General features: G+C 71.6%; 18 protein-coding genes. 10 read left to right on the top strand and 8 right to left on the bottom strand.

Annotation, left to right across the window (positions count from 1 at the left end; all coding sequences use genetic code 11):
* Positions 1-214, top strand: a 214-nt coding sequence (locus AB0G59_RS20145; RefSeq protein WP_360913334.1) for a hypothetical protein, incomplete at its 5' end; no start/stop codon positions are given.
* Positions 215-457: 243 nt separating this feature from the next.
* Here AB0G59_RS20145 and AB0G59_RS20140 read toward each other — a convergent pair.
* Positions 458-1,006 carry a MarR family transcriptional regulator gene (locus AB0G59_RS20140; RefSeq protein ID WP_071965546.1) on the bottom strand — a complete coding sequence of 183 codons (549 nt, stop codon included), beginning with the start codon at positions 1,004-1,006 and terminating at the stop codon, positions 458-460.
* Between the two features lie 100 nt (positions 1,007-1,106).
* Here AB0G59_RS20140 and AB0G59_RS20135 point away from each other — a divergent pair, with 100 nt between their 5' ends.
* Positions 1,107-2,441 carry an MFS transporter gene (locus AB0G59_RS20135; RefSeq protein WP_360913332.1) on the top strand — a complete coding sequence of 445 codons (1,335 nt, stop codon included), beginning with the start codon at positions 1,107-1,109 and terminating at the stop codon, positions 2,439-2,441.
* 104 nt (positions 2,442-2,545) lie between these two features.
* Here AB0G59_RS20135 and AB0G59_RS20130 read toward each other — a convergent pair whose 3' ends face one another.
* Both AB0G59_RS20130 and AB0G59_RS20125 read right to left on the bottom strand, forming a co-directional pair.
* Positions 2,546-4,288 (bottom strand): SpoIIE family protein phosphatase, encoded by a 1,743-nt coding sequence (locus AB0G59_RS20130; protein WP_360913330.1) that lies wholly within the window; start codon positions 4,286-4,288, stop codon positions 2,546-2,548.
* 265 nt (positions 4,289-4,553) lie between these two features.
* Complete coding sequence (locus AB0G59_RS20125; RefSeq protein ID WP_360913348.1) at positions 4,554-5,849, bottom strand: NAD(P)/FAD-dependent oxidoreductase; 1,296 nt, start codon at positions 5,847-5,849, stop codon at positions 4,554-4,556.
* Between the two features lie 626 nt (positions 5,850-6,475).
* Here AB0G59_RS20125 and AB0G59_RS20120 point away from each other — a divergent pair.
* Positions 6,476-7,237 carry a helix-turn-helix domain-containing protein gene (locus AB0G59_RS20120; protein ID WP_071965715.1) on the top strand — a complete coding sequence of 254 codons (762 nt, stop codon included), beginning with the start codon at positions 6,476-6,478 and terminating at the stop codon, positions 7,235-7,237.
* 204 nt (positions 7,238-7,441) lie between these two features.
* A complete protein-coding gene (locus AB0G59_RS20115) occupies positions 7,442-9,649 on the top strand; it encodes a sigma-70 family RNA polymerase sigma factor (protein ID WP_360913328.1) in 2,208 nt (735 codons plus the stop codon).
* A 25-nt stretch (positions 9,650-9,674) separates the two neighbouring features.
* On the opposite strand, the gene AB0G59_RS20110 is transcribed toward AB0G59_RS20115, so the two are convergent.
* Complete coding sequence (locus tag AB0G59_RS20110) at positions 9,675-11,927, bottom strand: asparagine synthase-related protein (RefSeq protein ID WP_360913326.1); 2,253 nt, start codon at positions 11,925-11,927, stop codon at positions 9,675-9,677.
* 704 nt (positions 11,928-12,631) lie between these two features.
* Here AB0G59_RS20110 and AB0G59_RS20105 point away from each other — a divergent pair.
* Together AB0G59_RS20105 and lhgO are read left to right on the top strand one after the other, a co-directional pair.
* Positions 12,632-14,155 carry an MFS transporter gene (locus AB0G59_RS20105; RefSeq protein ID WP_360913324.1) on the top strand — a complete coding sequence of 508 codons (1,524 nt, stop codon included), beginning with the start codon at positions 12,632-12,634 and terminating at the stop codon, positions 14,153-14,155.
* Between the two features lie 170 nt (positions 14,156-14,325).
* Complete coding sequence (gene lhgO, locus AB0G59_RS20100; RefSeq protein ID WP_360913322.1) at positions 14,326-15,534, top strand: L-2-hydroxyglutarate oxidase; 1,209 nt, start codon at positions 14,326-14,328, stop codon at positions 15,532-15,534.
* Between the two features lie 58 nt (positions 15,535-15,592).
* Here lhgO and AB0G59_RS20095 read toward each other — a convergent pair whose 3' ends face one another.
* Positions 15,593-16,573 (bottom strand): glycoside hydrolase family 16 protein, encoded by a 981-nt coding sequence (locus AB0G59_RS20095; RefSeq protein ID WP_360913320.1) that lies wholly within the window; start codon positions 16,571-16,573, stop codon positions 15,593-15,595.
* Between the two features lie 200 nt (positions 16,574-16,773).
* Between AB0G59_RS20095 and trmB the strand changes: the two genes are divergently transcribed.
* From trmB to AB0G59_RS20080, 3 genes are all read left to right on the top strand, one after another.
* Positions 16,774-17,598 carry a tRNA (guanosine(46)-N7)-methyltransferase TrmB gene (gene trmB, locus AB0G59_RS20090; protein WP_360913318.1) on the top strand — a complete coding sequence of 275 codons (825 nt, stop codon included), beginning with the start codon at positions 16,774-16,776 and terminating at the stop codon, positions 17,596-17,598.
* Positions 17,599-17,686: 88 nt separating this feature from the next.
* The gene (locus AB0G59_RS20085; protein WP_360913316.1) at positions 17,687-19,042 is read left to right on the top strand and encodes a PrsW family intramembrane metalloprotease; all 1,356 of its coding nucleotides are present in this window, start codon (positions 17,687-17,689) and stop codon (positions 19,040-19,042) included.
* A 150-nt stretch (positions 19,043-19,192) separates the two neighbouring features.
* On the top strand, positions 19,193-20,572 hold the full coding sequence (locus AB0G59_RS20080) for a YDG/SRA domain-containing protein (RefSeq protein ID WP_360913314.1): 1,380 nt from the start codon (positions 19,193-19,195) through the stop codon (positions 20,570-20,572).
* 11 nt (positions 20,573-20,583) lie between these two features.
* Here AB0G59_RS20080 and AB0G59_RS20075 read toward each other — a convergent pair whose 3' ends face one another.
* Positions 20,584-21,570 (bottom strand): methyltransferase, encoded by a 987-nt coding sequence (locus tag AB0G59_RS20075; RefSeq protein ID WP_360913346.1) that lies wholly within the window; start codon positions 21,568-21,570, stop codon positions 20,584-20,586.
* A 230-nt stretch (positions 21,571-21,800) separates the two neighbouring features.
* Between AB0G59_RS20075 and AB0G59_RS20070 the strand changes: the two genes are divergently transcribed.
* The gene (locus AB0G59_RS20070; protein ID WP_360913312.1) at positions 21,801-22,115 is read left to right on the top strand and encodes a hypothetical protein; all 315 of its coding nucleotides are present in this window, start codon (positions 21,801-21,803) and stop codon (positions 22,113-22,115) included.
* A 52-nt stretch (positions 22,116-22,167) separates the two neighbouring features.
* Here the strand turns inward: AB0G59_RS20070 and AB0G59_RS20065 are convergent, their stop codons facing one another.
* Both AB0G59_RS20065 and AB0G59_RS20060 read right to left on the bottom strand, forming a co-directional pair.
* On the bottom strand, positions 22,168-23,112 hold the full coding sequence (locus tag AB0G59_RS20065) for an aldo/keto reductase (protein ID WP_360913310.1): 945 nt from the start codon (positions 23,110-23,112) through the stop codon (positions 22,168-22,170).
* Between the two features lie 29 nt (positions 23,113-23,141).
* Entirely contained in the window at positions 23,142-24,620 is a 1,479-nt protein-coding gene (locus AB0G59_RS20060) for an MFS transporter (RefSeq protein ID WP_360913308.1), read from the bottom strand.
* Positions 24,621-24,636 lie beyond the last annotated feature (16 nt).

The following is a 24,636-nucleotide window of genomic DNA, read 5'->3' as shown; positions in this document are numbered from 1 at the left end:
GTCAACATATCTGGCGTTGACTTTTGGCACGCTGTTGAGTTCTCAAGGAACGGACGCTTCCTTTGTACTCACCCTCTCGGGCTTTCCTCCGGGCGCTTCCCTTCGGTATTTCGTGTTTCCAACCTTACCAGATCCGTTTTCCGTTCCGTTTCCGGTTCGGATTTTCGTTTCCGGCCCCCTGTTGGAGCGGGGTTTCTCGCGCCTTCCGGCGTGATCACTACTTTAGCGGATTTTCCCGGCGACTCCTAATCGGAGTCCCGAGCCATCCCGTTCCGTATTCCGGCACGCCGAAATACTTCCCGTTCAGGGACCGTGCAGTGGTGATTGCCGCCGATGCGACTCGAGTGGCTGTCCCGGAAGCCTTACGGCCCCGTGACAACTCGGAGAACACTACGGATGCGCCGTACCCGTGTCAACCCGGGACGGCCGGCCCCGTGTCGACCTCTCTGGCGGTCCGTCAGTCGAGGTCGTTGAGGCGCCCGCCGGCATCCGGCTGGGCCTCTTCCACACGGCGGAGCAGGCGGGTGAGCATCGCGCCGAGCTGTCCGCGCTCCTCGCCGGAGAGGTCCTGGAGCAGTTCCTCCTCGAAGACCGTGGCCATGCGCAGGCCCTCCAGCCATTTGGCGCGCCCCTCCTCCGTAATGCCGACGATCACGCGTACGCGGTTGTTCTCGTCGCGCTCCCGGGTGACCAGGCCCTCCGTGACCATGCGGTCGATGCGGTGGGTCATGGCGGCGGGGGTGAGGCCGAGCCGCTTGGCGAGCTCGCCGGGGCCCAGGCGGTAGGGGTCGCCGGCGAGGACGAGGGCCTTGAGGACCTCCCACTCGGCGTTGCTTATGCCGAGCTCGGCGGTCTGGCGCCCGTACGCGACGTTCATGCGTCGGTTGAGGCGGCTGAGGGCCGAGACCACGCGCTCGACCTGGGGGTCGAGGCCCTGGAATTCGCGCTGGTAGGCGGCGATCTGCTCGTCGAGGCTCAGCTCGGACGGCTCGGGGGTGTCAGCCATGAGCGGCAGTATGACAGAAACCATTCGCACTAAAGCCCTTCGCCGTGTACTGTTTAGCTTCGAAGTTTAGGTTCGAAGTCTTCAAGTTCAAGGGGTGAGTGTGACCACCGCGATGGGCGCAGCACTGCGTCGGATCCAGTTGGGCAACGCGCTGAGCGCGTTCGGCAGCGGCTTCACGGTTCCGTTCCTGTTCGTCTATGTGGCGCAGGTGCGGGACCTCGGCGCGAGCACGGCGGGGATCGTGCTGGCGACGTTCGCCGTGGCCGCGCTCGTCGTGCTGCCTTTCATCGGCCGGTTCATCGACCGGCGGGGTCCGCTGCCTGTTGCCGTCGCGGGTACGGTCGCGGCCGCCGTCGGTTCGCTGGGGATGGGGCTCGCGAGCAGCCAGTGGCTGGTCGTCGCCGCGGCGGCCGCGCTGGGTGCGGGTATAGCGGTCATCCAGCCGTCGCTGGCGACGATGATCGTGTGGTGTTCGACGCCGACGACCCGTTCGCGGGCGTTCGCGATGCAGTTCTTCCTGAACAACCTGGGTCTGGGTGTCGGCGGTCTGCTGGGCGGCCAGCTGGTGGACACCTCGGACCCGTCGAGCTTCGTGCGGCTCTTCGCGATCGAGTCGGTGATGTTCCTGGTGCTGGGTGCGGCGGTCGCGACCGTGCGGCTGCCCCGGGCGCCGAAGGTCGAGGATGCGGTTCCGACGGATCCGTCGGCTGCTCGCGGGTGGCGGACGCTGCTGGGTGACCGGGCGATGGTGCAGCTGTGTGTGCTGGGCTTCGTGATGTTCTTCGCCTGCTACGGACAGTTCGAGTCGGGGCTCGCGGCCTTCGCCGTGGAGGTCACCAGGATTTCGCCCGCGATGCTCGGCATCGCCCTCGCGGCGAACACCGCGGCGATCGTCCTCGCTCAGTTCGTCGTCCTGAAGCTGGTCGAGCGGCGTCGGCGGAGCCGGGTCATCGCGCTGGTCGGGCTGATCTGGACGGCGGCGTGGATCGCGGCCGGGGTCTCGGGTCTGGTGCCGGGGGCGCACGGTGTGGCGACCGCGCTGCTGATCTCCACCTATGCGCTCTTCGGTATCGGTGAGTCGATGCTGTCGCCGACGATGGCTCCGCTGGTGGCGGACCTGGCGCCGGCGCGGCTGGTGGGCCAGTACAACTCGGCCTTCGCCCTGGTGAAGCAGCTGGCGCTGGCCGTGGGTCCGGCGGCGGGCGGTCTGATGGCGGGGGCGGGTATGTACGTCGCGTACATCCTGATGCTGGTCGTCTGCTCGCTCGGCATCTCGGTGCTGGCGCTGCGGCTGGGCCGCCGCCTCACGTTGGAGCAGGACAATCCGCTCGTTGCCCGGGCGCGGCGCACCGAGGCCGTGGCCAAGGCGACGGCCAAGGTCAAGGCTGCCGGGGCTGCGTCCGAGGCCGGCGAGCGCGTGCCCGTAGCGGCGTGAGCCCGGGCGCGTAGAAGTAGGTATAGGGAGGAGAAGGGCCCGGGCCTGAAGTCGTGACTTCTGGCCCGGGCCCTTCTCCGTTTCCCATCCGTCCCTATCCGTCCCTATCCGTGTGCCGCCGGAAGGGCGAATTCGCACCAGACCGCCTTGCCGCCGCCGGGTGTGCGGCGCGAGCCCCATGACGAGGCGATGGTGGCGATGATCGAGATGCCGCGGCCGGCTTCGTCGGCCGGTTCGGCGCGGCGGCGGCGCGGGAGGTGGTCGTCGCCGTCGGTGACCTCGATGATCAGGCGGCGGTCGGTGCGGCGCAGGCGCAGCCGCATGGGTGGTGTGCCGTGCTGGAGGGAATTGGCCACCAGCTCGCTCGTGGCCAGGACGCCCAGGTCGCGGAGCTCTGTGGGGAAGCGCCAGCTGGCGAGGACGCCCGAGGCGAAGGCGCGGGCGCGGGGTGCTGCTTCTACTCCGCCGAGGAGCTCGAGTGCGGCGTTGTGGAAGAGCTCGGCGTCGTGGCCGGTGCGGGCGGGGTGCTGGAGTACGAGGAGGGCGACGTCGTCGTCGTGGTCCTGGGTGACGCCGAGGGCACGGATGAGGCGGTCGCACATGACCTGGGGTGAGCCGGTCGCGCCGGCGAAGGCGCGCTCGAGGGCGGCGACGCCTTCGTCGATGTCCTCGTCGCGCCGTTCGACGAGGCCGTCCGTATAGAGGACGGCGCTGGAGCCGGGTACGAGGGGCATGGTGGCGGAGGTGTGCAGCCAGCCGCCGGTGCCGAGCGGGGGGCCGGTGGGTTCGGCGGCGCGGCGGACGGTGCCGTCGGGGTCGCGGACGAGGATGGGCAGGTGGCCCGCGGAGGCGTAGACGAGGCGGCCCTCGTTGGGGTCGTGGACGGCGTAGACGCAGGTGGCGATCTGGGTGGCGTCGATTTCGGCGGCGAGGCCGTCGAGGAGTTGCAGGACTTCGTGGGGCGGCAGGTCGAGGCGGGCGTAGGCCCGTACGGCCGTGCGCAGCTGGCCCATGACGGCGGCGGCGCGTACGCCGCGGCCCATGACGTCGCCGATGACGAGGGCGGTGCGGCCGGCGCCGAGGGTGATGACGTCGTACCAGTCGCCGCCGACGGCGGTGTCCTTGCCGCCGGGCTGGTAGGTGGCGGCGACCCGTAGGTCGTCGGGTTGTTCCAGCTCTTGGGGGAGCAGGCTGCGCTGGAGGGTGACGGCGGCTTCGCGCTGGCGGCGTTCGCTGGCGCGCAGTCGCTCGGCGGCTTCGACCTGGTCGGTGACGTCGGCGGCGAAGACGAGGACGCCGCGCTGGGCGCCGGTGCTCTCGCCGACGTCGATCGGGGAGCAGGTGAAGGTGTAGTAGCCGTGCCGACCGTGGTCGGCGGCGGGGACGGTGACGCGGCGGGACTTGACCGTGCGGGGTTTGCCGCTGCGCAGGACCTGGTCCATCAAGGGGAGCAGGCCGAGGGCTTCGAGCTCGGGGAGGGCGTCGCGGGCGGGGGTGCCGGGTGGGCGGGGGCCGAAGAGGGCGGCGTAGGCGTCGTTGACGTAGGCGATGCGGTGGTCGGGGCCGTAGACGACGGCGGCGAGGGCCGGGATCTTGCCGAGGACGTCATGGGCGGAGAGCCCGTCGAGGCTGGGGACGGGCGCGGGCTCGGCGTCGGGGGGCGGGGGGCTCTCGGCGCGTGCGGCGGGCACGGATCCGATGCCCGGGCCGGCTGCGGTGCTCGCACCGGCGGCGGTCGCGTCGGGGGTGGTGGGCTGGGGTGGGGTGGCGGGGGAGGTGCGGCCGGCGCGTGCCGCTGCTCGGCGCTGTGTGCCGGGGAGCCGGGCGCTCCAGCGGGTGAAGTTCACTGAGGATTACCTCGCGGAGTCGTTCCGGATCAGCTCGGCGATGTGGGGTGGCGGAGCCGCGCGTCCTGCAGGGGGGCGCGATGGGCGGTGTGGGGGCCGGCCCCCGGGAGAATGCAGCAAACGTCCGAATCCTCATGATTGTTACTCTTCGCAGATACCAGCCCACTCATGGTCACACGACCAGTGTGGCCGACCGGACTGACATCCGTCAGACGCCGTGTCCGATGCGGGTGTCCCGGGGCCCGGTGCGGGCCTGCGACCTGCTTCAACTCGCTTCCGGGTGACGTCCCGTACCGGCGGCGAGTTCGAATTCGGCCCGGGGGTTTTCCAGCGAGCCGAGCGAGACGATCTCGCGTTTGAACAGTCCGGCGAGGGTCCATTCGGCCAGGACGCGGGCCTTGCGGTTGAAGGTGGGCACCCGGCTGAGGTGGTAGGCGCGGTGCATGAGCCATGCGGGGTAGCCCTTGAGCTTTTTGCCGTACAGGTGTGCGACGCCTTGGTGGAAGCCGAGGGAGGCGACCGAGCCGACGTACTTGTGCCGGTAGTCGCGCGGTTCGCCGCCGCGCAGGGTGGCGATGAGGTTCCGGGCGAGGACCTTGGCCTGGCGGACGGCGTGCTGGGCGTTGGGGGCGCAGGTCGTGCCGGGTTCGTCGGCGGTGACGTCCGGGACGGCGGCCGCGTCCCCCGCCGCCCAGGCGTGCTCGACGCCGTCCACGCGCAGGGCCGCCGTGCACGTGAGCCGTCCGCGTTCGTCGAGCGGCAGGTCGGTGGCGGCGAGGACGGGGTGCGCTTTGACGCCGGCGGTCCATACGAGCGTACGGGTGGGGAAGCGCGAGCCGTCGCTGAGCACGGCGACGCGGTTCTCGCAGGAGTCGAGGCGCGTGTCGAGGCGTACGTCGATGTTGCGGCCGCGCAGTTCGCGGATCGCGTACTGGCCCATCTCCTCGCCCACTTCGGGGAGGATGCGGCCGGTGGCCTCGACCAGGATGAACTTCAGGTCGTCGGGTTCGATGTTGTGGTAGTAGCGGGAGGCGTAGCGGGCCATGTCCTCCAGCTCGGCCAGCGCTTCGACGCCCGCGAAGCCGCCGCCGACGAAGACGAAGGTGAGGGCGGCGTCGCGGACTTCGGGGTCGCGGGTGGAGGAGGCGATGTCCATCTGTTCGAGGACGTGGTTGCGCAGGCCGATGGCCTCCTCGACCGTCTTGAAGCCGATGCCGTAGTCGGCGAGGCCGGGGACGGGGAGGGTGCGGGAGACCGATCCCGGGGCGATGACCAGTTCGTCGTAGTGCAGCTCGATGGGGCCGGTGCCCTCTTCCTCGGTGGCGAGGGTCTTGACCCTGGCGGTGCGTTTGGCGTGGTCGACGGAGGTGACCTCGCCGGTGAGGAACTCGCACTCGTCCAGGGTGCGGCGCAGCGGGACGACGACGTGCCGGGGCGAGATGGAGCCGGCGGCGGCCTCGGGGAGGAAGGGCTGGTAGGTCATGTACGGCTCGGGGGCGACGACCAGGATGTCGGCCTCGCCCCGCCTGAGTTTCCGCTGGAGGTGGAGGGCGGTGTACATCCCGACGTAGCCGCCGCCGACGATCAGGATGCGTACGGGGCCGGGGGTGTTGCCCGCATCGGCCGTGGGTGCGGCCTCGGGGGCGGGTGCGGGGGTACGGGCGGGGGTGGAGGTGCGGCCGGGGTCGGGGGTGCGGTCGGGAGCGGCTTGTTCCGCACCGTCCTTGCGCAGCTCGCGATCCCTGTGTTGCTCGCGATCCTCCCGCGCCTTCTGTTCCTCCTGCCCTTCCCGCGCCGGTCGGTTCACCAAAGCCCCTTCCTCCTGGCTGTTGTCCGCGCGTCGTCCTCGCGTTGTGGCACAGCTCCTTCCCATGACGCATCGCCATCAATGGTTTGTCCACAGGCCGAGCGAAATGTATGACCGGTCGCGGAGCTGATCCGTCCGTGTTGAAGATGACGTTCCGGAGAGAAGGCGCGCAGGTCAGACGGGATGCGCAGGGGTGGTGAGGTGGTGCAGAATCAAGGGGGATCAGGCCTGTACTCCAATCGGGGGTGGCCTGTGCGGAGCTACCCCCTTCTTTCTTGACCTGGGCTCAACTATGTTCGTACTCCGTCGGGGTGTCGAGACACGCCCCGGCAGTCAGGGCGGGGAGTCTCCGGGGGGAGACGTCATAACCGGGGGAACGTATGCACATTCAGGGCTCTCATTGGTCTGCCGCTGTCGCGACGACGTCTGACGGCGCTGGTGGCCGTAATACGCCGTTGCGCGTGGATGCTCAGCGCAATCTGGAACATGTGCTGCGGGCGGCTCGCGAGGTCTTCGGCGAGCTGGGGTACGGGGCGCCGATGGAGGACGTGGCGCGCCGGGCCCGGGTGGGTGTGGGGACGGTCTACCGCCGCTTCCCCAGCAAGGACGTGCTGGTCCGGCGCATAGCCGAGGAGGAGACGGCACGGCTGACCGAGCAGGCGCGGACGGCGCTGGGGCAGGAGGACGAGCCGTGGTCGGCGCTGTCCCGGTTCCTGCGCACCTCCGTCGCGTCGGGCGCGGGCCGGCTGCTGCCGCCGCAGGTGCTGCGCGTCGGCGTCGAGGGCGAGTCCGAGGAGCACCGGGTCCAGGCCCAGGTGCCCGACCGGGCTCGGGTGCCGCAGCAGCGGCAGCCGGGTGTCGCCGGTGGTCAGCTGCACGAGCTGCGGCTGGTCGAACAGCGGCCGACGGCCGTGGACGAGCGGGACGACGCGGGCGCGGCGGCACTGCTGGAGGTCGTGGGCCGGCTGGTGGACCGCGCGCGGTCGGCCGGCCAGCTGCGTGCGGACGTGACGGTCGCGGACGTACTGCTGGTGATAGCGACGGCGGCGCCGTCGCTGCCCGACGCGGCGCAGCAGGCTGCGGCTTCCTCGCGGCTGCTCGACATCCTGCTGGAAGGCCTGCGCTCACGCCCGGTGGAGTAGGCCACCCCGAAGGAACCGTGCTGCGGCTCCCCCGGAAACGGGCGGGCGTTCGGTAAGCCTCATCCTTTCGTGTGACCACCCGTGCTCCATCTTGCGAACGGAACCCGGACGAGTGGTTGCCGTTCGTGCAGTGATCCTGGCGCATTCCCGTGTGCCACGCTGGCCGGTATTCGAGTGTGCCGGCGTGTACGGGGAGCCTGCGCTATGGGCGTTGACGGGCGGGAAGAACCGCGCGGGAGCGATGAGACGGACGAACCTCCGCCGCAGCACAGGGTGCCCGGCCAGGGAGGACCACCCGGTCTTCCCTCCGGCGCCCCGGCCGGGGCAGCAGGCGGTTCACCGGCCGAGGCCTCGGCCGACCATTCCTTCGAGGTCTTCGACTCCTTCGATTCGTTCGAGTCCTTCCATTCCGATCCGCTGGAGCTGTGGAGCGGCACCCTCGATACGGGGGTACCGCAGCAGCGGGACGGCGGCCGGGCGGGCCCGGACACGGGTGGGTCCGGCGTTCCCGTCGGCTCCGACCCCTGTACCGGTGGCGGTGAGCCGACCGATGATGCCGATGTGCAGGACGACCCGGATGCGCCACCGTCCGACCTTGAGCTGGTCACCCGGCTGCGCGGGGGCGAGAGCAGTGACGCGTACGAGGAGCTGTACCGGCGGCATGCCGACGCGGTGCGCCGGTACGCCCGTACCTGCTGCCGTGACGACCACACCGCCGAGGACCTGACCAACGAGGTCTTCACCAGCACCCTGCAGGCGGTACGGCGCGGCGCGGGACCGGACTCGGCGGTACGGGCGTATCTGCTGACCACCGTGCGGCGGGTCGCGGCGGCCTGGGGCAAGACGGCCAGGCGTGAGCAGCTGGTCGAGGACTTCGCGGTCTTCGCCACCTCGGCGGCGGCTCCTTCCATGTCGGCCGATGACGACACGCTCGGCCTGGGCGCGGATGTGCGGGCGATGCAGGAGGCCGAGGAGTCACTGGCCGTGCAGGCGTTCCGGAGTCTGCCCGAGCGGTGGCAGACGGTTCTGTGGCACACGACCGTGGAGGAGGAATCACCGAGCGAGGTCGCACCACTGCTCGGGCTGAGCGCCAACGCCACCGCGGTGCTGGCGCACCGGGCCCGGGAAGGGCTGAAGCAGGCCTATCTGCAGGCCCATGTCAGCACCTCGCTGACGTCCGGCGGGGACTGTGCGCGGTACGCGGACCGGCTGGGCGCCTATGCGCGCGGCAGGCTGCGTACCCGGGCCGAGCGCGGCATGCGCAAGCACCTCGAGACCTGTGCGAGGTGCCGGTCGGCGGCGCTCGAGATCGCCGACGTCAACGAGCGGCTGCGCACGCTGCTGCCGACGGCGGTCATCGGGTGGTTCGCCGCCGGGTGGTCGGTCAAGGCGGTGGCCGGCCTTGCCGCGGGGGCGGCGGGGGCAGGAGCGGGTGCGGGGGCGGTAGCGGGAGGGGTGGGGGGCGGGGGGGCGGGGGCGGCCCCCGGGGCTGCTTCCGCTTCTGCCGGTTCCGCTTCGGCCGGCTCCGGGTCCGGGTCCGCTTCGGTGGTGGGCGAGGGGCTGGGGGTGCCGGCGAAGGTCGGGCTCGCGGCGGGGGCCCTGGCCGCGGCGGGGGCCGTCATCGCGTACGCCTTGGCGGCCGGTGCGCCCGCGCCGCACGAAAGACCGCGGGCGGCCAGGACCACGGCGGCCCCGGTCGTACCGGCGCCCGTCCCGAAGCCGAGGGCGAGCCCGACCGCGTCACCGGCCCCGACCATGGCACCGGCGCTGGCCGCGAAGCCTGCGTCCCCGAAGCCGACCCTGAGTCCGACGCCGAGCGCCAGCGCGTCGCCCACCCCGCGATCCCCGGAGCCGCAGCCGTCGGCGAGCCGGGCCACGCCCACGGCCGTTCCCCCGCCCACGCCGAGCCCGGCACCCACCACGCCCCGGCCCACTCCCCCGCCCCCTCCCCGCACGTCGACGGTCTACCAGCTCAACGAGCTGGAGTACGGCCGTATCGGTGACGGCAAGGAGCCGGAGGTACGGCTGGGCGGCAGCAGCTGGCTGTGGCAGCGGTACGGGCTGCGGGTGGGCGGCACCACGTACCGGCACGGCGTCAGCGCCCATGCCTCGTCGTCGGTGACGATCGACCTGAACCGTTCCTGCACGTCCTACGACGCCGTGGTCGGCGTGGACGACATGTCCCTCGGCCTCGGTGCGGTCACCTTCTCCGTCTATGCGGACGGCAGCCGTCTGTGGAGCTCGGGCCTGGTGCACGGCGGCCGGCCCGCCGTCCCCGTGCACGCGCCCCTGTCGGGCCGTAGGACGCTCCGGCTGGTCGTGGAACCTCGCTCCCCCGCCGACCGTGTGGCGGTCGCGGACTGGGCGATGGCCCGCATCAGCTGTGAGGAGGGCCGGGCCGCCAGCTCGTAGGGTCCCGCCGCCACCGGGTGGGTGGTCACAGGCTGGGCCATGCCGGTGCCCCGCCCGCCACCGCCCATTGGCGCGAGGCCGCGGCCGCGCCCGTGCCCGTGCCCGTCCAGCACGTACCGCGGCGGGCGAGCAGGCGGCGCAGCCAGACCTCGGTCGCGACGAGTTCGGCGAGCCCGTCCAGGGGCACGGGGGCTCCTTCGGCGGCGGCGCGCAGTGCGTCCCGTACGACGCCGGCCTCGATCAGGCCGGCGTCGGCGAGGAGCGGTGCGTCGAAGAGGTCCGTCAGCGTCGGCAGGGCTGCCCTGAGGCCTGCTCGCGCTTCCGCGGCGTGGGAGGCGTGGGAGGGGGCGCCCCAGCCGGGTGGCAGTTCGCGGATGCCCGCGCCGTTCAGGACGGCGCGCAGGACGGATGCGCGCGCCCCCGGCTGGACGCGGAGCGTCTCGGGGAGGGCGCGGCAGGCTCGTACGACCTCGTTGTCGAGGAAGGGGGCGTGCAGGCGTTGGCCGTGGGCCTCGGCGACTTGTTCGAAGACGCGGTGGTCCGCCGCGTGGCGGCTGAGGGCGGCGGCTGCGCGCCGTTCGCCCGGGCGTTGCGGCAGTCCCGTCGGCCGGACGGCCGCGGCCTGCAGGCGAACCGATACTTCAGCGAGCGCCTCGCCCGTGAGCCACCGCGCGGCGGGCCCGGGCCTGCACCAGGTGAGCGCCGCCAGGGAGGCGTCCACTGCCCCGGCCTCCGCCGCGCCGAACCCGGGCCCCAGCAGCCGTGCCGCTGTCTCCTCCAGACCTTCCCGGTACGTCGTGCGGGCCAGCCGGCGCGCTGCCCGGTAGACCGTGAAGGGGACGAACAGCGAGTGCGCCGAGGAGCCGTCGGCCCGCGCCAGCGCGGAGACAGGGCGCAGCAGGAACCGTCGCCGACGGTCCATCAACAGGTCGGCGAGGCGCGCGGGATGGGCGTCCAGGACCTGGCGGGCGCCGTGTCCGACGAGGTGGTCGGCGCTGCCTGCGGCCAGGCGTCGCCGGTGCCGGGCGGCGGCGACGATGGCGGGGCCGGGTTCGTCGGTGAGCGGGCCGCTGTTCAGGTAGGCGTACGGCAGCGCTTCCGCTCCGGCGGCGACGATGACGTGGTGCAGGCGGGGGTTGGCGGCGATGGCGCGGGCCCGTTCGAGTTCGGATTCGCGGGCGCGGCCGCCGCCGGCCGCGAGGTCGTTGAACGTGACGGCGAGCAGCCGCTCCCCCGCCGCCGTGCCGAGCCCGACGGGGGTGCCCGGGATGCCCGGCAGGCCGGCCGCCAGGAGCGCCAGGGTGCCGGACGCGCTGCCTCCGGAGAGGTCCGCGCCGACGCCGGGGGCGGGGCCGCCGTGGGCGCCGCGCTGCCGGTACGGGCCACTGCCGGATACGGGCCCGGGGCCGGGCGGCCCGTGCTGCGTCACGTGGCGGGGGGCGGTGAGCCGGGTGCGTACGGCCTCGACCAGGGCGTCGCGTACGCCCTCGACGGCTTGCGTCGCGTCGAGTTGGGGTGCTGCGACGGCGAGCGAGGTCGTGGGTTCGTAGCCGGTGATGTCGCGTGCGCCGTCGCGCAGCACCAGCGCGTGGCCGGGCGGCACGCGTCGGACTCCCCTGTACGGGGTGCTGTCGGCGAGCGCTTCGGGTGAGTCGGGGCACGCGAGCAGTGCGGCGAGGTATCCGATGTCGAGCTGGGCTTCGACGAGGTCGGCGAGGGGCAGTGCGGCCGTGGCGTAGGCGGTGCCGCCGGACCAGGCCGTGTGGAAGACGGGCCGGGCTCCGGCGAGGTCTGCGGCGATGGTCAGGCGGCGGCCGACCTGGGCGACGGCGGTGTAGCTGCCGGGCCAGGCGGTGAGGTGGCGCAGTGCTCCGCCGCGTGCTGCGAGGAGGCCGGCGCGCAGGGCGTCGTCGCTCGCGCCGCAGTGGCCGAGTACGGCGAGGCGGGTGGTGGAGTCGGGGCGGGAAGCGGCACGGGAGTCGGCGCGCGAGTCGGCGCGGATGACGCGTACTTCGTCGGGGCGCCAGTCCCCGACGATCCATAGGGGTGCGGGGTCGCCCCATAGGAGCCGGGCGCCGACGGGGTGGACGGTGGGGGGTCCCTGGCCTGTGGTGCCGTGCGTGCCTGGTGTGCCTGGTGTGTCGTATGCACCTGTCGCGGTGGACGCGCCCGGCGCGCCTGTCGCGTCCGTCCCGCCTGCCCCGGCCGTCGCGCCTGCGCCTCGCGCATCGGGGCGGGTTCCGGCGGCGGCGCAGCTCCACCCCACCAACCAGCGCATCGCCGCCTCCACAGGCTGTGGACAACCAACCGGTGGCTGTCATCAGGTAGCAGTCATCATGCACAGCGGGACGTCGGTTGCGACATCCGGCAGCAGCACATGATTGCGGCGTCGGGGCCGCCAACTCACTTCACAACTGCGGAAGGTGGCGTTTCGTCACGGTTCGCACGGGGCCCCGGGCAGTGGGCTCGTGACGTGCGTCGAGCGTCGACCAAAGAGGCCCGACCGCCCCATCCGTCCCCCTCGGCGCGTGTCCCGGTCCGGGCCTTACGGCCGGATCCGGCCAAAATACGGGCGTCCGCTTACGGCAGGGCCGCTGAAGGTTGAAGGCGTCGGAGCGACTGAAGGAGGCGCCCTTGCAGGCCCCGCGATGTCACAGTCCGGGAGGCGCGAGCCACCTCCCGGACCGTTCCGCCGCCCGCGGGGAATGAGGCGGCGGCTTCCCCCAGCCCACTGGATCCAGTACAGCGGGCCGACCCACGCTCCTCCATGGAACCGCCGGCCGGGTTGGCGCGGACAGAGCGCACGGTGGGCGCACGGCCACACTCAACCGGAGCACGTGCCCCTCAATGCACGCACATACAGACCAGAATCTCGCCATCCGGGACATCGCCTCTTAACGGTCGGGATGCGGCGAACTACGCTGGGTTTACGAATGCCTCGTGCCTATGCCGGGGCGGGCGTCGTGTTGTCGAGGGGTGCTCATGTCCAGGGAGCCACGCGGGCCGAACGAGAAGCTGGGCACTGTCCTCGCCCTCGCAGGGATCAGCAACGCCGGTCTCGCGCGCAGGGTCAACGACCTCGGTGCGCAGCGGGGATTGACCCTTCGCTACGACAAGACCTCGGTCGCCCGGTGGGTGTCCAAGGGCATGGTGCCGCAGGGGGCCGCCCCGCATCTGATCGCGGCGGCCATAGCGGCGAAGCTGGGGCGTCCGGTGCCGCTGCACGAGATCGGGCTGGCGGACGCCGATCCGGCGCCGGAGGTCGGGCTCTCCTTTCCGCGCGATGTCGGCCAGGCGGTGCGGTCCGCGACGGAGCTCTACCGGCTGGATCTGGCCGGTCGGCGCGGGGGCGGCGGCATCTGGCAGAGTCTGGCCGGATCCTTCTCCGTCAGCGCGTACTCCACGCCGGCGTCGCGGTGGCTGATAACCCCCGCCGACAGCTCGGTGGCGCGTGAACCGCTGCAGGCGGCCAGGGAGGCCCCGGGCGGGCCCGGGGCGGACGCGAACGGCTCCGGGGCGGCTCAGGGCCCTGGGGTGGCGGGTGGCGGCGGGACAGCGGGTGGCGCCGGCCCGGATGCGGGCTTAGCGCAGCGTGTCGGCCACAGCGATGTGACCAAGCTGCGGGAGGCCGCCGACGACGCCCGCCGCTGGGACTCCAAGTACGGTGGCGGCGACTGGCGTTCGTCGATGGTCCCCGAGTGTCTGCGCGTCGACGCGGCGCCTTTGCTGCTGGGTTCGTACAGCGACGAGGTGGGGCGTGCGCTGTTCGGTGCGACGGCCGAACTGACGCGGCTGGCGGGATGGATGGCCTTCGACACCGGTCAGCAGGAGGCGGCCCAGCGCTACTACATCCAGGCGCTGCGGCTGGCCCGTGCGGCGGCGGACGTCCCGCTGGGCGGGTACGTCCTGGCGTCGATGAGTCTGCAGGCCACGTACCGCGGATACGCGGACGAGGGGGTGGACCTCGCCCAGGCGGCCCTAGAGCGCAATCGCGGCCTGGCGACGGCCCGCACGATGAGCTTCTTCCGGCTGGTCGAGGCGCGTGCGCAGGCGAAGGCTGGGGACGCGCCGGCCTGCGGTGCGGCGCTCAAGGCGGCCGAGGGGTGGCTGGAGCGGGCCCGTCCGGGCGACGCCGACCCGTCGTGGCTGGATTTCTACAGCCATGAGCGGTTCGCGGCCGACGCGGCCGAGTGCTACCGCGACCTGCGAATGCCACGGCAGGTACAGCGCTTCACGGAGCAGGCACTGGCCCGGCCGACGGAGGAGTTCGTACGCTCGCACGGCCTGCGGCTGGTGGTGTCGGCGGTGGCCGAGCTGGAGTCGGGGAACCTGGACGCGGCGTGCGCGGCGGGTGCGCGGGCGGTGGAGGTCGCGGGACGGATCTCCTCGGCCCGTACGACCGAGTACGTACGCGATCTGCTGCACCGGCTGGAGCCGTACGGGAACGAGCCCCGGGTGGTGGAGCTGCGCGAGCGGGCCCGCCCGCTGCTCGTCGCCCCGGCGTGAGCGAGCTCATCGCTGTGATCGACCACTGTGATCAATCTTGTGATCAGGCGTGATTCCATCCGGCATCCCGTTGTCAGTGGTACAGGTCATGATGGGATCCGTGGGTGAGGCGCTGAGGGTGAGTCCGGCGAGGGCGGGGCGCGGCTGCGCGTGCGCGGGGAGGTGACGTGATGGCGACGTACGACTGCGATGTGCTGGTGGTCGGGGGCGGGATCGTGGGCCTGTCGACGGCGTACGCCCTCACGCGTGCCGCGCCGGGTACGCGCGTCGTGGTGCTGGAGAAGGAGGACGGCCCGGCCCGCCATCAGACCGGGCGGAACAGCGGAGTGATCCACAGCGGGATCTACTACACGCCGGGGTCGCTCAAGGCGCGGTTCGCGGTGCGGGGCGCGGCGGAGATGGTGAAGTTCTGCGCCGAGTACGGGCTGCCGCACGAGGTGACCGGCAAGCTGATCGTCGCCACCGACCGCGGCGAGCTGCCCCGGCTGCACGCCCTGGTGCAGCGCGGCCGGGAGAACGGCATTCCGGTGCGGGAGCTGGGCCCGGCGCAGATAGCGGAGTACGAGCCCGAGGTGCGCGGCATCGGCGCCATCCACGTCGGCACGACGGGGGTGTGCGACTACGGCGCGGTGGCGGCGCGGCTGGCGCGGCTGGCGGAGGACGCCGGGGCCTCGGTGCGGTACGGCGCGGAGGTGCGGACCGTCGGGCGGCGGGGTGCGGTCGTCGCGGTGCGCACGGCGCGGGGCGAGGTGGTGCGGGGCCGGGCTCTGGTCAACTGCGCGGGGCTGTACAGCGATCATGTGGCGCGGCTGGCCGGCGACGACCCCCATATGCGGATCGTGCCCTTCCGGGGTGAGTACTTCGAGCTGGCCGCCGACCGTACGGATCTGGTGCGCGGTCTGGTCTATCCGGTGCCCGACCCGGCCTTCCCCTTCCTCGGGGTCCATCTCACCCGGGGCATCGACGGCTCGGTCCATGTGGGTCCGAACGCGGTGCCGGCGCTGGCGCGGGAGGGGTACGACTGGGGCACGGTACGGCCGGCGGAGCTGGCGGGGACGGTGGCGTTCCCGGGCAGCTGGCGGATAGCCCGGCGCCACTGGCGGTACGGGGCGGGCGAGGTGCGGCGTTCGCTGTCCAAGGGGGCCTTCACGGCGGCGGTGCGGCGGCTGCTGCCGCCCGTGCGGGAGGAGGACCTGATACCCGCGCCGGCGGGGGTGCGGGCGCAGGCGGTGCTGCGGGACGGGACGCTGGTGGACGACTTCCTGTTCGCGGAGTCGCCACGGATGGTGCATGTGCTCAACGCGCCCTCGCCGGCCGCGACGGCGTCGCTGCCGATCGGCCGGGAGGTGGCGCGCAGAGTGCTGGCGGGCTTGGCGTAGAGCGGGGGCGCGGGGGCGGGCTGTGTGGGGCTGTGGGCCGTGGGGCCGGTTCCCCGGGTCAGCGCCCTGGGGCCCCTGGGGCGTAGACGCGCACGTAGTCGACCAGCATGCGCGAGGGGAAGGGGGTGGAGGCGTCGGGCGGGCCGGGCCAGTCGCCGCCTACCGCGAGGTTGAGGAGAAGGTAGTGGGGGTGGTCGAACACCCACTTCTGCCCGCGTTTGAGCTGCCCGGAGTGGGCGGTGCCGTAGGGCTTGCCGTCGAGGTACCAGGTGATCGTGCCCGGCATCCAGTCGACGCGGTAGGTGTGGAAGCCGTCGGAGAGGCTTCTGCCGCTGGGCAGGGCGGTGTGCGTCTCGATGCCCTGCGCGACGTAGCCGGGGCCGTGGATGGTGCCGTGCACCATGCCGGGCTGCCGGCCGAGGGCCTCCATGACGTCGATCTCGCCGTTGCCGGGCCAGGTGACCTTGTCGGAGTTCGCGCCGAGCATCCAGAAGGCGGGCCACAGCCCCCGTCCCCGGGGGATCTTGATGCGGGCCTCGAAGCGTCCGTAGGCCCGGGCGAACTTCCCCTTGGTCTTGATCCGCGCGGAGGTGATGTCGCAGGGCCCGAACCTGCAGAACCTGCTGCGCACCCTCTCGTGGCGGGCGGTGAGGGCGAGGCTGCCGTGGCCGTCGAGGGAGACGTTGCGGGGCCGGTCGGTGTAGTACTGCCACTCGTGGTTGCCCCACTGGGGCTCCCCGCCCCGGTCGAAGACCCACTTGGCCCGGTCGGGGCGGCGGTGGGCGGGCCCGCGGAATTCATCGGACCAGATCAGGCGCCATGCGGTGGGGGTGGCGGGGGGTGTGGGGGCGGCGGTGGCCCGCTTCCGTGGGGCAGCGTCGTCACCGGCGTGCTGGCGGGCCGGGGAGCAGCCCGCGATCAGCACGGCGGCGGCCGTGGACAGGGCCGCCACCCGCAGCGCGAGGGTGAAGAAGCGGAGGCGGGGGCGAGGGGGAGGGCTGGAGCTGGGGCGGGGGCTGGGGCTTGGGCGCAGTCGCATAGGAGGTTCCGTCTGAGGGGTTTCCGTCGAAGGGTTCCGTCGCGCGGGAAGAGGTGTTCCGCCCCGGCGGGCCGAGCCATGAAAATCGTATGAGCGGTGACCTGTACCGGCCGGGCTCACCACGCCCATGGGTCACACCATCGGCCCACCGGATTTCCGGCCCCCTGCTTTGCGGCGGCCGCCCGTAGACTTGAGGAACTGTGTCCGAGAATCACGCCCCCACCACGCCCGTCACCGGCCCGGCGCCGGTACCGGCGCCTGCCGCTCCCGCCGCTCCTGCCCGTAACCGGCGGGAGCCGATGTTCCCCGACGGCCCCGCGCCGGATCCGGCCGGCTCGCACCACGAGCGCCGCATCCGTTCGTTCCAGCCGCGCCGCAGCCGGGTCACGACCGGGCAGGGCGAGGCGCTGCGCCGCCTGTGGCCCACGTGGGGCCTGGACATCGACGGTCTGAGCCGCCTGGACCTCGGTGAGCTGTTCGGCGACCCGAAGCTGCCGGTCGTCCTGGAGATCGGCTTCGGCATGGGCGAGGCCACGGCGCAGATGGCTGCGGCCGATCCCGGCACGGGCATTCTGGCCTGCGACGTCCACACCCCCGGCCAGGGCAACCTGCTCAATCTCGCCGAGCAGAACGGCCTGAACAACGTCCGCGTGGCGAACGGCGACGCGATCATCTTGCTGCGCGAGATGCTCGCCCCCGACGCCCTCGCCGGGATCCGCGTGTACTTCCCGGACCCGTGGCCGAAGAAGCGGCACCACAAGCGCCGGCTGATCCAGCCGGAGTTCCTGGCGCTGGCCGCGACGCGCGTCGCGCCGGGCGGTCTGCTGCACTGTGCGACGGACTGGGAGCCCTACGCCGAGCAGATGCTCGAGGTGCTCTCGGCCAGCCCGTACTTCGAGAACACCCAGGCCGACGGCGGCTACGCCCCGCGCCCGGAGTTCCGCCCGCTGACGCGGTTCGAGGGCCAGGGCCTGGACAAGGGCCACGTGGTGCACGACCTGCTGTTCCGCCGCCGCGCGGCGTAGGCGGGACCGGGCTGCTGGGACGGTCGGCCAGGACCGGCGGGAGGGAAAACGGTCCCGGGGCGGTCCGCGCCTTGGTTAGGGTCATCGCGTGCATGAGCCCCCGCCTTTCCAGCAGCCGCAGCACCCGCTCCCGCCGACGTTCGGGCATTACAAGCCCCGTCGGGCCCTGTGGGACACCCTCTGGGACAACAAGGCGGTGCGCGTCGGCGGCCTTGTCCTGCTGCTCGCGCTCTGCGGGCTGGTCATCCTCGCGCTCGTCCGTGAGCAGACCGGCACCGAGGGCTTCCTGGTGGGCCTGGGCCTGGCCGTGCTGCCCGTACCGCTGCTCATAGCCGCGTTCCGCTGGATGGACCGCGTCGAGCCGAAACCGTGGCGGAACCTGGCCTTCGCCTTCGCCTGGGGCTCCTGCGCGGCGACCCTCGTCTCACTGCTGGCCAACGGCTACGCCACGAAGTGGCTCCTGACCACCGTCGACGTCGCGCAGGGCGCCGACGCCTCCACGTGGGGTGCGACGTTCGTCGCCCCGGTCGTCGAGGAGAGCGGCAAGGCCGCGGCGGTGCTCCTGCTCTACCTCTTCCGACGGCGCGACTTCAACGGCATCGTCGACGGCGTGGTGATCGCCGGCATCACCGCCACGGGCTTCGCCTTCACGGAGAACATCCTCTACCTCGGCAACGCCTTCGCCTCCGACCAGAGCTTCGGCTACACGGGCCTGCGGTCGACGACGGCGGCGACGTTCTTCGTCCGCGTGCTGATGTCGCCGTTCGCGCACCCGCTCTTCACGTCGATGACGGGCCTGGGCTTCGGCATAGCCGCAGCACTCCCCCAGCGCCGCCGAGTGCTCCGCGTACTGATCCCCGTACTGGCTCTGCTGACCGCGATGCTGCTGCACGGCGTGTGGAACGGCTCCGCGAGCCTGCCGGGCGGCGGCTTCCTGATCGTCTACGCGCTGTTCATGGTCCCGGTCTTCGGCGTCCTGACCTGGCTGACGATCTGGTCCCGCCAGAACGAGCTCCGCACCATCCGCGCCCACCTCCCCGCCTACCAGGCCGCCGGCTGGCTCACCCCGCCCGAGCCCCTCGCCCTGTCCTCGATGCGCGCCCGCGGCATAGCCCGCGACCTGGCCCGCCGCACCGGCGGCCCGGCCGCGGCCCGCACCGTGGCGGAGTACATATCCTTCGCCACGTCCCTGGCCTTCCTCCGCCACCGCGCCTACCGCGGCACCCCGTCCCCCGACTTCACGGCCCGCGAGCAGGAACTCCTCCACCACCTGTGGCACCGCAAGTCCGTGGCCCAGCCGGCCCTGGCCCAGGCAACGGCGGTGGTACCGCAGCCGTTCACGCCGGTGGCGGTCCCGGTACAGGGGTGGGGGGCACCAGTACCGCCTACGGGAGGACCGACCGCGCCCATGGGGGCGGGGTGGCAGCGGGGGGAGGGGTGGTAGCGCGGTGACCGTTCCATCGGGAACTTCTCTCGTCCTCACCCAGGTTCACCGTTCGGGACGTACAGAGCACCACCCGCACGCGCGAGTGCTGTAGCTCAACTCCACCCAGTTCCAGCTCAGCGGAGACCACACGCAAGGGAGAGCATCACCGTGCCTAACGGCGAGACGGACACCGCACACAAGCTCCTGGCCCCGCTCGGCTCTCTCCACGTCGACTGGTCGTCTGACCAGCCCGTACGGCACGAGCCGTTCCTGGCCCTCTGGGCGATTGGCCGTGTGGCTACGCGACGGGAACGGCTCGTCAGCTGGCACAAGGCCAAGCAGGAGATCAAAGAGCTCCTTCAGGAACATGGCCTCCCCGACCACACGCTCGATCCAGGGCTTCCCCTCGCCGCACTGCATCAGTCCCCGATATGGGAACTGACCGGTACACAGGGTGACTCGGGGCAGGCCGAGGCCGGCCTCGAGGGCACGCTTCATGAGCTTCTCTCCACGAACTCCGAAGCCCGCGAGCAGGCGGTAGCCACCCTGCTCGGAACCTACTTCCCGGACACTTCCTGGGAAAGCTTGTTGCTTTCCACAGGGCTTACGGAAAAGCCCTTCGACGGCTTCGGGCACCCGCCTTACGTCCCGGTGGGCATGCACTTCAAGGACCGCAGGGCCCTGCACGTGGCCAACGTCCATAGCCCCACACAGGGAGGCATCTGGGGCAAGGCGAAGGAAGAGGCAAAGTCCATCGTCGTGTCGGGCGGGTACGAAGACGATGAAGACTTCGGCAGCGAAATCATCTACACGGGGCAGGGCGGCCAGGATGATTCCGGCCGCCAGGTGAAGAACCAAGACCTCACGCGCGGAAACGCGGCACTGGTCAACAGCATCGCCACCGGCAGGCCCATTCGAGTCATCCGTGGCTGCAAGGGCGACAAGGCCCACTCCCCTGCGGAGGGCCTTCGGTACGACGGGCTGTACCGCGTAGAGGAGCACTGGTCGCAGCGCGGCGCCTCCGGCTTCCGGGTCTGGAGATACCGCTTGCGTGCCGTGGAAACCGTGGACGGCAACGCAGCCGTGAGCGCCGGCCAGCTCTCCTTCCCCAGCGCCCCTGTAATCTCCACGCCCAAGGACCTCGGAGAGGACGCTCCTGGGCGCAAGACCGCAATAACGCAGCGCGTCGTCCGTAGCACCGCAGTGGCTAACAGGGTGAAGCAGCTGCACGACCACACGTGCCAAATTTGTGGCACGCGGATCGAAACTCCGACCGGCGCCTACTCAGAAGCCGCGCACATCCGGCCCTTGGGTCGCCCCCACAACGGGCCAGACAAGACCGACAATGTGCTGTGCCTCTGCCCGAATCACCACGTGGCGTTCGACTTTGGGATGATCACGATCGATGAGGCGGGAAAGGTGATTGAGCACGGGTCTGAGCAGCACAACTACGAACTGCGCCGGCACCCTCAGCATGAAATACGGCAAGAACATCTGAAGTACCATCGCGACCACCACGAGACGAAGCGCACGGCCGACGGCAGCTAACCAGCAGGTCGCTATGAGGGCAGCTTCTGGGGCACCCCCTCCACCACCGACAGCACCGTCCCCGTAGGAATCACCCGCGTAAGCCGCAGCCCCGCCTCCCCGAACAGACGCGCGAAGTCGGCTTCCGTGCGTTCGCGCCCCACCAGCGAGGCCATCATCATCAGGTCCAGCGTCTTGCCCTGGTGAGGGGCGTTGTCCTGGGGGAGGACCGCGTCGATGACGAGGATGCGGCCGGATGGGGGCATCGTTCGGCGGCAGTTGTTGAGGATCGTCACGCACTGGGTGTCGTCCCAGTCGTGGAGGATGCGCTTGAGGAGGTAGACGTCGCCCGGTGGGGCCGTCGTGAAGAAGTCGCCTTCCTGTACGGACCAGCGGCCTTTCGTCTCCGGGGTGTCCAGGCGGTGGCCCGCCAGGACGTGGGGGCGGTCGTAGAGGATGCCGTGGAGGCCGGGGTGAGTGCGCAGGGCGGACAGGAGGAGGCCGCCGTGGCCGCCGCCCACGTCGACGACCGTGGCCTTCTCGGGGAAGGGGCAGGCTTCGGCGATGGGCTGGTTCTCCGCATCCGACATGGAGGCCATGCCCTCGTGGAAGATCGCGGCGGTCTGCGCGTCCTGCGTGAAGTGGTCGAAGAACGGCATGCCGAAGATGCGGTCGAACGCCGAGGTGCCCTCCTTCAGGCAGCGCGTCATCTCCCCCGCCGGCAGCCACATGGTCCGGTCCGTGATCATCAGGATCGCCGACCGGACGGGTACGGGCGCGTCGGACCGTAGCGCGTCGCCGGCCCTCGTCAGGCGGAACCGGCCCTTGTCGTCCTCCTCGAACAGGCCCCGGGTCGCCAGCAGGCGAAGGACGCGGTGGAGGTTGTCCGCGTCGGTGCCGGTCGCCTTCGCCAGGTCCGCCGGCGTGCGGGGGCCGTCGCTCAAGTGGTCCGCGACCCCCACCTCGGCCGCCGCCCGCAGCGCGGCGGGAAACAGGAAGCCCAGGGCCTCCTCGATCAGGAGGGCGGCGCTCCGCCGCCCCTCGGCCTCGCCACTCTCATTGGAGCCGCCGCTCTCGTAGCTCTCGTCGGGCTCACCGGCGTCGTTCACTTGAACCACCTCCGCGCGATAGGGGCATCGCGCCCAGCATGGCAGTCGCCGGGGTGTCGTCCCAGGGTGCGTCCGGCCCTCCGGGCAGCCGGAGTTAGCCTGCTTGAGGCAGATCGTCTCTTGATGCGGAGGTCCCGGTAATGGCGACAGCAGGAGCACGGATTCCGGCGTCCCTCGTGGCGGCCGGCGGGCTCGTCGGCGGGTACGGCGTGGCCCGGTGGACCAAGAAGCGGCCGCTCGGTGGGGTGGCGCTCGCGGCGGCCGGAGCCGTGGCCGCCAAGGAGTGGCACCAGAAGGCCGGCGCCGGTGCGGCCGCCGCGCTCAGCGGGCTGTACGTCGCCGCGTTCGCCGGCTCCCACCCGCTGGCGAAGAAGATCGGCGCCTGGCCCTCGGTCTTCGCCGTCGCCGGGGCCGTCGCGCTCGCCTCCTGGGCCGTGGAGCGGCGCGAGGGCTGACCGATCGGGGGAAGCAGGGGCCGAGGAGACGTCTCCCTGGCCCCTTCGCCCTCTACGCCGACGCCTCCGTCAAGCGCCCCAGCTCCGCCTCCGTCAGCTCCAGGTCCACGAACGCCAGCAGCGGCCGAAGCTGCTCCACCGTACGGGCGCTCGCCAGCGGCGTCGCCACCGTCGGCCGGGCCGCGAGCCAGGCCAGGGCCACCGTGGCGGGCTCGGCGTCGTGGGCCGCGGCCACCTCGTCCAGGGCGGCGAGGACCTTCAGGCCCCGCTCCGACTCCAGGTGCCCGGCCGCGCCCTCCGACCGGGCGCTGTCGACCGTCGTGCCCGGACGGTACTTTCCTGTGAGGAAGCCAGAGGCCAGGGCGAAGTACGGGACCGCGGCCAGGCCGTGCGCGGCGGCCACGTCCGCCAGTTCGCCCTCGTAGGTGTCGCGGGAGACCAGGTTGTAGTGGGGCTGGATCGCCACGTACTTCGCGAGGCCGGAGCGGTCCGAGAACTCCAGGGACCGCCGCAGCCGGTCCGCGGAGATGTTGGAGGCGGCGATCTCGCGGACCTTGCCCTCCTTCACCAGCCCGTCCAGCGTCGCGATGATGTCCTCGACCGGCTGGGACGTGTCGTCGACATGCGTGTAGTAGAGGTCGATGTAATCCGTACGGAGGCGGCGCAGCGACTCCTCGACGCCCGTCTTGATGGCGTCCGCCGCCAGGCCGCGGTGTACGGGCATGCCGTTCCCGACCTTGGTGGCGACGACGATGTCGTCGCGGTTGCCGCGCGCGGCGAGCCAGTTGCCGATGACGGTCTCGGACTCGCCGCCCTCGTTGCCCGGCGCCCAGGCCGAGTAGACGTCCGCGGTGTCGATGAAATTGCCGCCCGCCTCCGCGTAGGCGTCGAGGACGGCGAAGGACTGCTTCTCGTCGGCCGTCCAGCCGAAGACGTTGCCGCCGAGGGACAGCGGGTGGACGGAGAGCGTGCCGATCTTCCGGTGATTGTCAGCCATGCGGTATGCCAACGCCCTTGGCGGAACGGTTATTCCGCCGGCGCGGGCGCCGGTGACGGCAGGGGCTCCGGGGAGTGGACGGACAGGGGGGCGGCGATGTCCTCGAGGGAGCGGCCTTCCGCCCGTACGGCCAGGAACGCGGCGACCACGCCGCCCATGCACATCAGGGCCGCGCCGATGTCGAAGGCCAGCACGGTGTCGCCGACGACGCCGCTCTGTGTCAGTGCGGAGAAGAGCAGCGGGCCGCTGATGCCGCCCGCCGCCGTGCCCACCGCGTAGAAGAAGGCGATGGCCATGGCCCGGGTCTCCATCGGGAAGATCTCGGACACGGTGAGGTACGCGCTGCTCGCGCCCGCCGAGGCGAAGAAGAGGACGACAGCCCAACAGGCGGTGAGCGTCACGGCGTTCAGATGCCCGGCGCCGAAGAGCCAGGCGGTGCCGAAGAGCAGCACGCCGGCCAGCAGGTACGTCGAGGAGATCATGATGCGCCGGCCGACGGTGTCGAAGAGCCTGCCGAGGAACAGCGGACCGAGGAAGTTGCCGACCGCTATGACGGCGAAGAAGTAGCCGGTGTGCGAGGTGGAGACGCCGAAGAACCGCGTGAGGATGGCGCCGAAGCCGAAGGTGATCGCGTTGTAGAGGAAGGCCTGGCCGATGAAGAGGGCGAGCCCGAGGGCGGCCCTGCTGCGGTAGTCGGAGAAGACGGTGCGGGCGATGTCGCGGAAGCCGAAGCTCTCCCGCTGCCGGATGACGAGCCTGCCTTTGGCGGGCGGCAGCGGGCGGCCCTTCTCCGCCTCGATGCGCTTTTCGATCGTCGTGACCAGGGCTTCGGCCTCTTCGGCTCTGCCATGGATGAACAGCCAGCGTGGACTTTCCGGCACATGGCGTCGTACGAGCAGGATCACCAGGCCCAGGATGACGCCGAGCCCGAAGGTCAGCCGCCAGCCGACGTCCTTGGCGAAGATGCTGGTGTCGAGCATGAGTATCGACAGCAGGGAGCCGGCGATCGCGCCGAGCCAGAAGCTGCCGTTGATGATGAGGTCGACGCGGCCCCGGTAGACGGCGGGGATCAGCTCGTCGATGGCGGAGTTGATGGCCGCGTACTCGCCGCCGATGCCGAAGCCCGTCAGGAAGCGGAAGAGGAAGAACCACCAGGAGTGGTACGACAGCGCGGTCAGCGCGGTCGCGGTCAGATAGACCGCGAGCGTGACCATGAAGAGTCTTTTGCGGCCGAAGAGATCGGTCAGCCGGCCGAAGAACAGTGCGCCGGAGCAGGCTCCCGCGACATAGAGGGCGGCCGCCAGGCCCGTCACCCCGCCCGAGGTGATCGACAGGCCGCTGCCCTGTTCGGAGAGGCGGCCGGCGATGTTCCCGACGACCGTCACCTCCAGGCCGTCCAGGATCCATACGGTCCCGAGGCCGATCACCACGGTCCAGTGCCACCGGGACCAGGGCAGCCGGTCCAGGCGGGAAGGCACGGACGTGGTGATCGTCGGGGTCGTCGTCACATGTGCTGATTTCCCG

The sequence above is a fragment of the Streptomyces sp. NPDC021096 genome, assembly GCF_040641275.1.
GTDB lineage: Bacteria > Actinomycetota > Actinomycetes > Streptomycetales > Streptomycetaceae > Streptomyces.
Note: the sequence above shows the minus strand (reverse complement) of the source record. Positions and strands in the feature narration are given on the sequence as shown.

Bases quoted from the DNA above. Each gene is read 5' to 3' on its own strand.
- AB0G59_RS20140 (WP_071965546.1), bottom strand. From the start codon at position 1,006: ATGGCTGACACCCCCGAGCCGTCCGAGCTGAGCCTCGACGAGCAGATC.
- AB0G59_RS20125 (WP_360913348.1), bottom strand. From the start codon at position 5,849: ATGTACACCGCCCTCCACCTCCAGCGGAAACTCAGGCGGGGCGAGGCC.
- AB0G59_RS20120 (WP_071965715.1), top strand. From the start codon at position 6,476: ATGCACATTCAGGGCTCTCATTGGTCTGCCGCTGTCGCGACGACGTCT.
- AB0G59_RS20115 (WP_360913328.1), top strand. From the start codon at position 7,442: ATGGGCGTTGACGGGCGGGAAGAACCGCGCGGGAGCGATGAGACGGAC.
- AB0G59_RS20110 (WP_360913326.1), bottom strand. From the start codon at position 11,927: ATGCGCTGGTTGGTGGGGTGGAGCTGCGCCGCCGCCGGAACCCGCCCC.
- AB0G59_RS20105 (WP_360913324.1), top strand. From the start codon at position 12,632: ATGTCCAGGGAGCCACGCGGGCCGAACGAGAAGCTGGGCACTGTCCTC.
- lhgO (WP_360913322.1), top strand. From the start codon at position 14,326: ATGGCGACGTACGACTGCGATGTGCTGGTGGTCGGGGGCGGGATCGTG.
- AB0G59_RS20095 (WP_360913320.1), bottom strand. From the start codon at position 16,573: ATGCGACTGCGCCCAAGCCCCAGCCCCCGCCCCAGCTCCAGCCCTCCC.
- AB0G59_RS20070 (WP_360913312.1), top strand. From the start codon at position 21,801: ATGGCGACAGCAGGAGCACGGATTCCGGCGTCCCTCGTGGCGGCCGGC.
- AB0G59_RS20065 (WP_360913310.1), bottom strand. From the start codon at position 23,112: ATGGCTGACAATCACCGGAAGATCGGCACGCTCTCCGTCCACCCGCTG.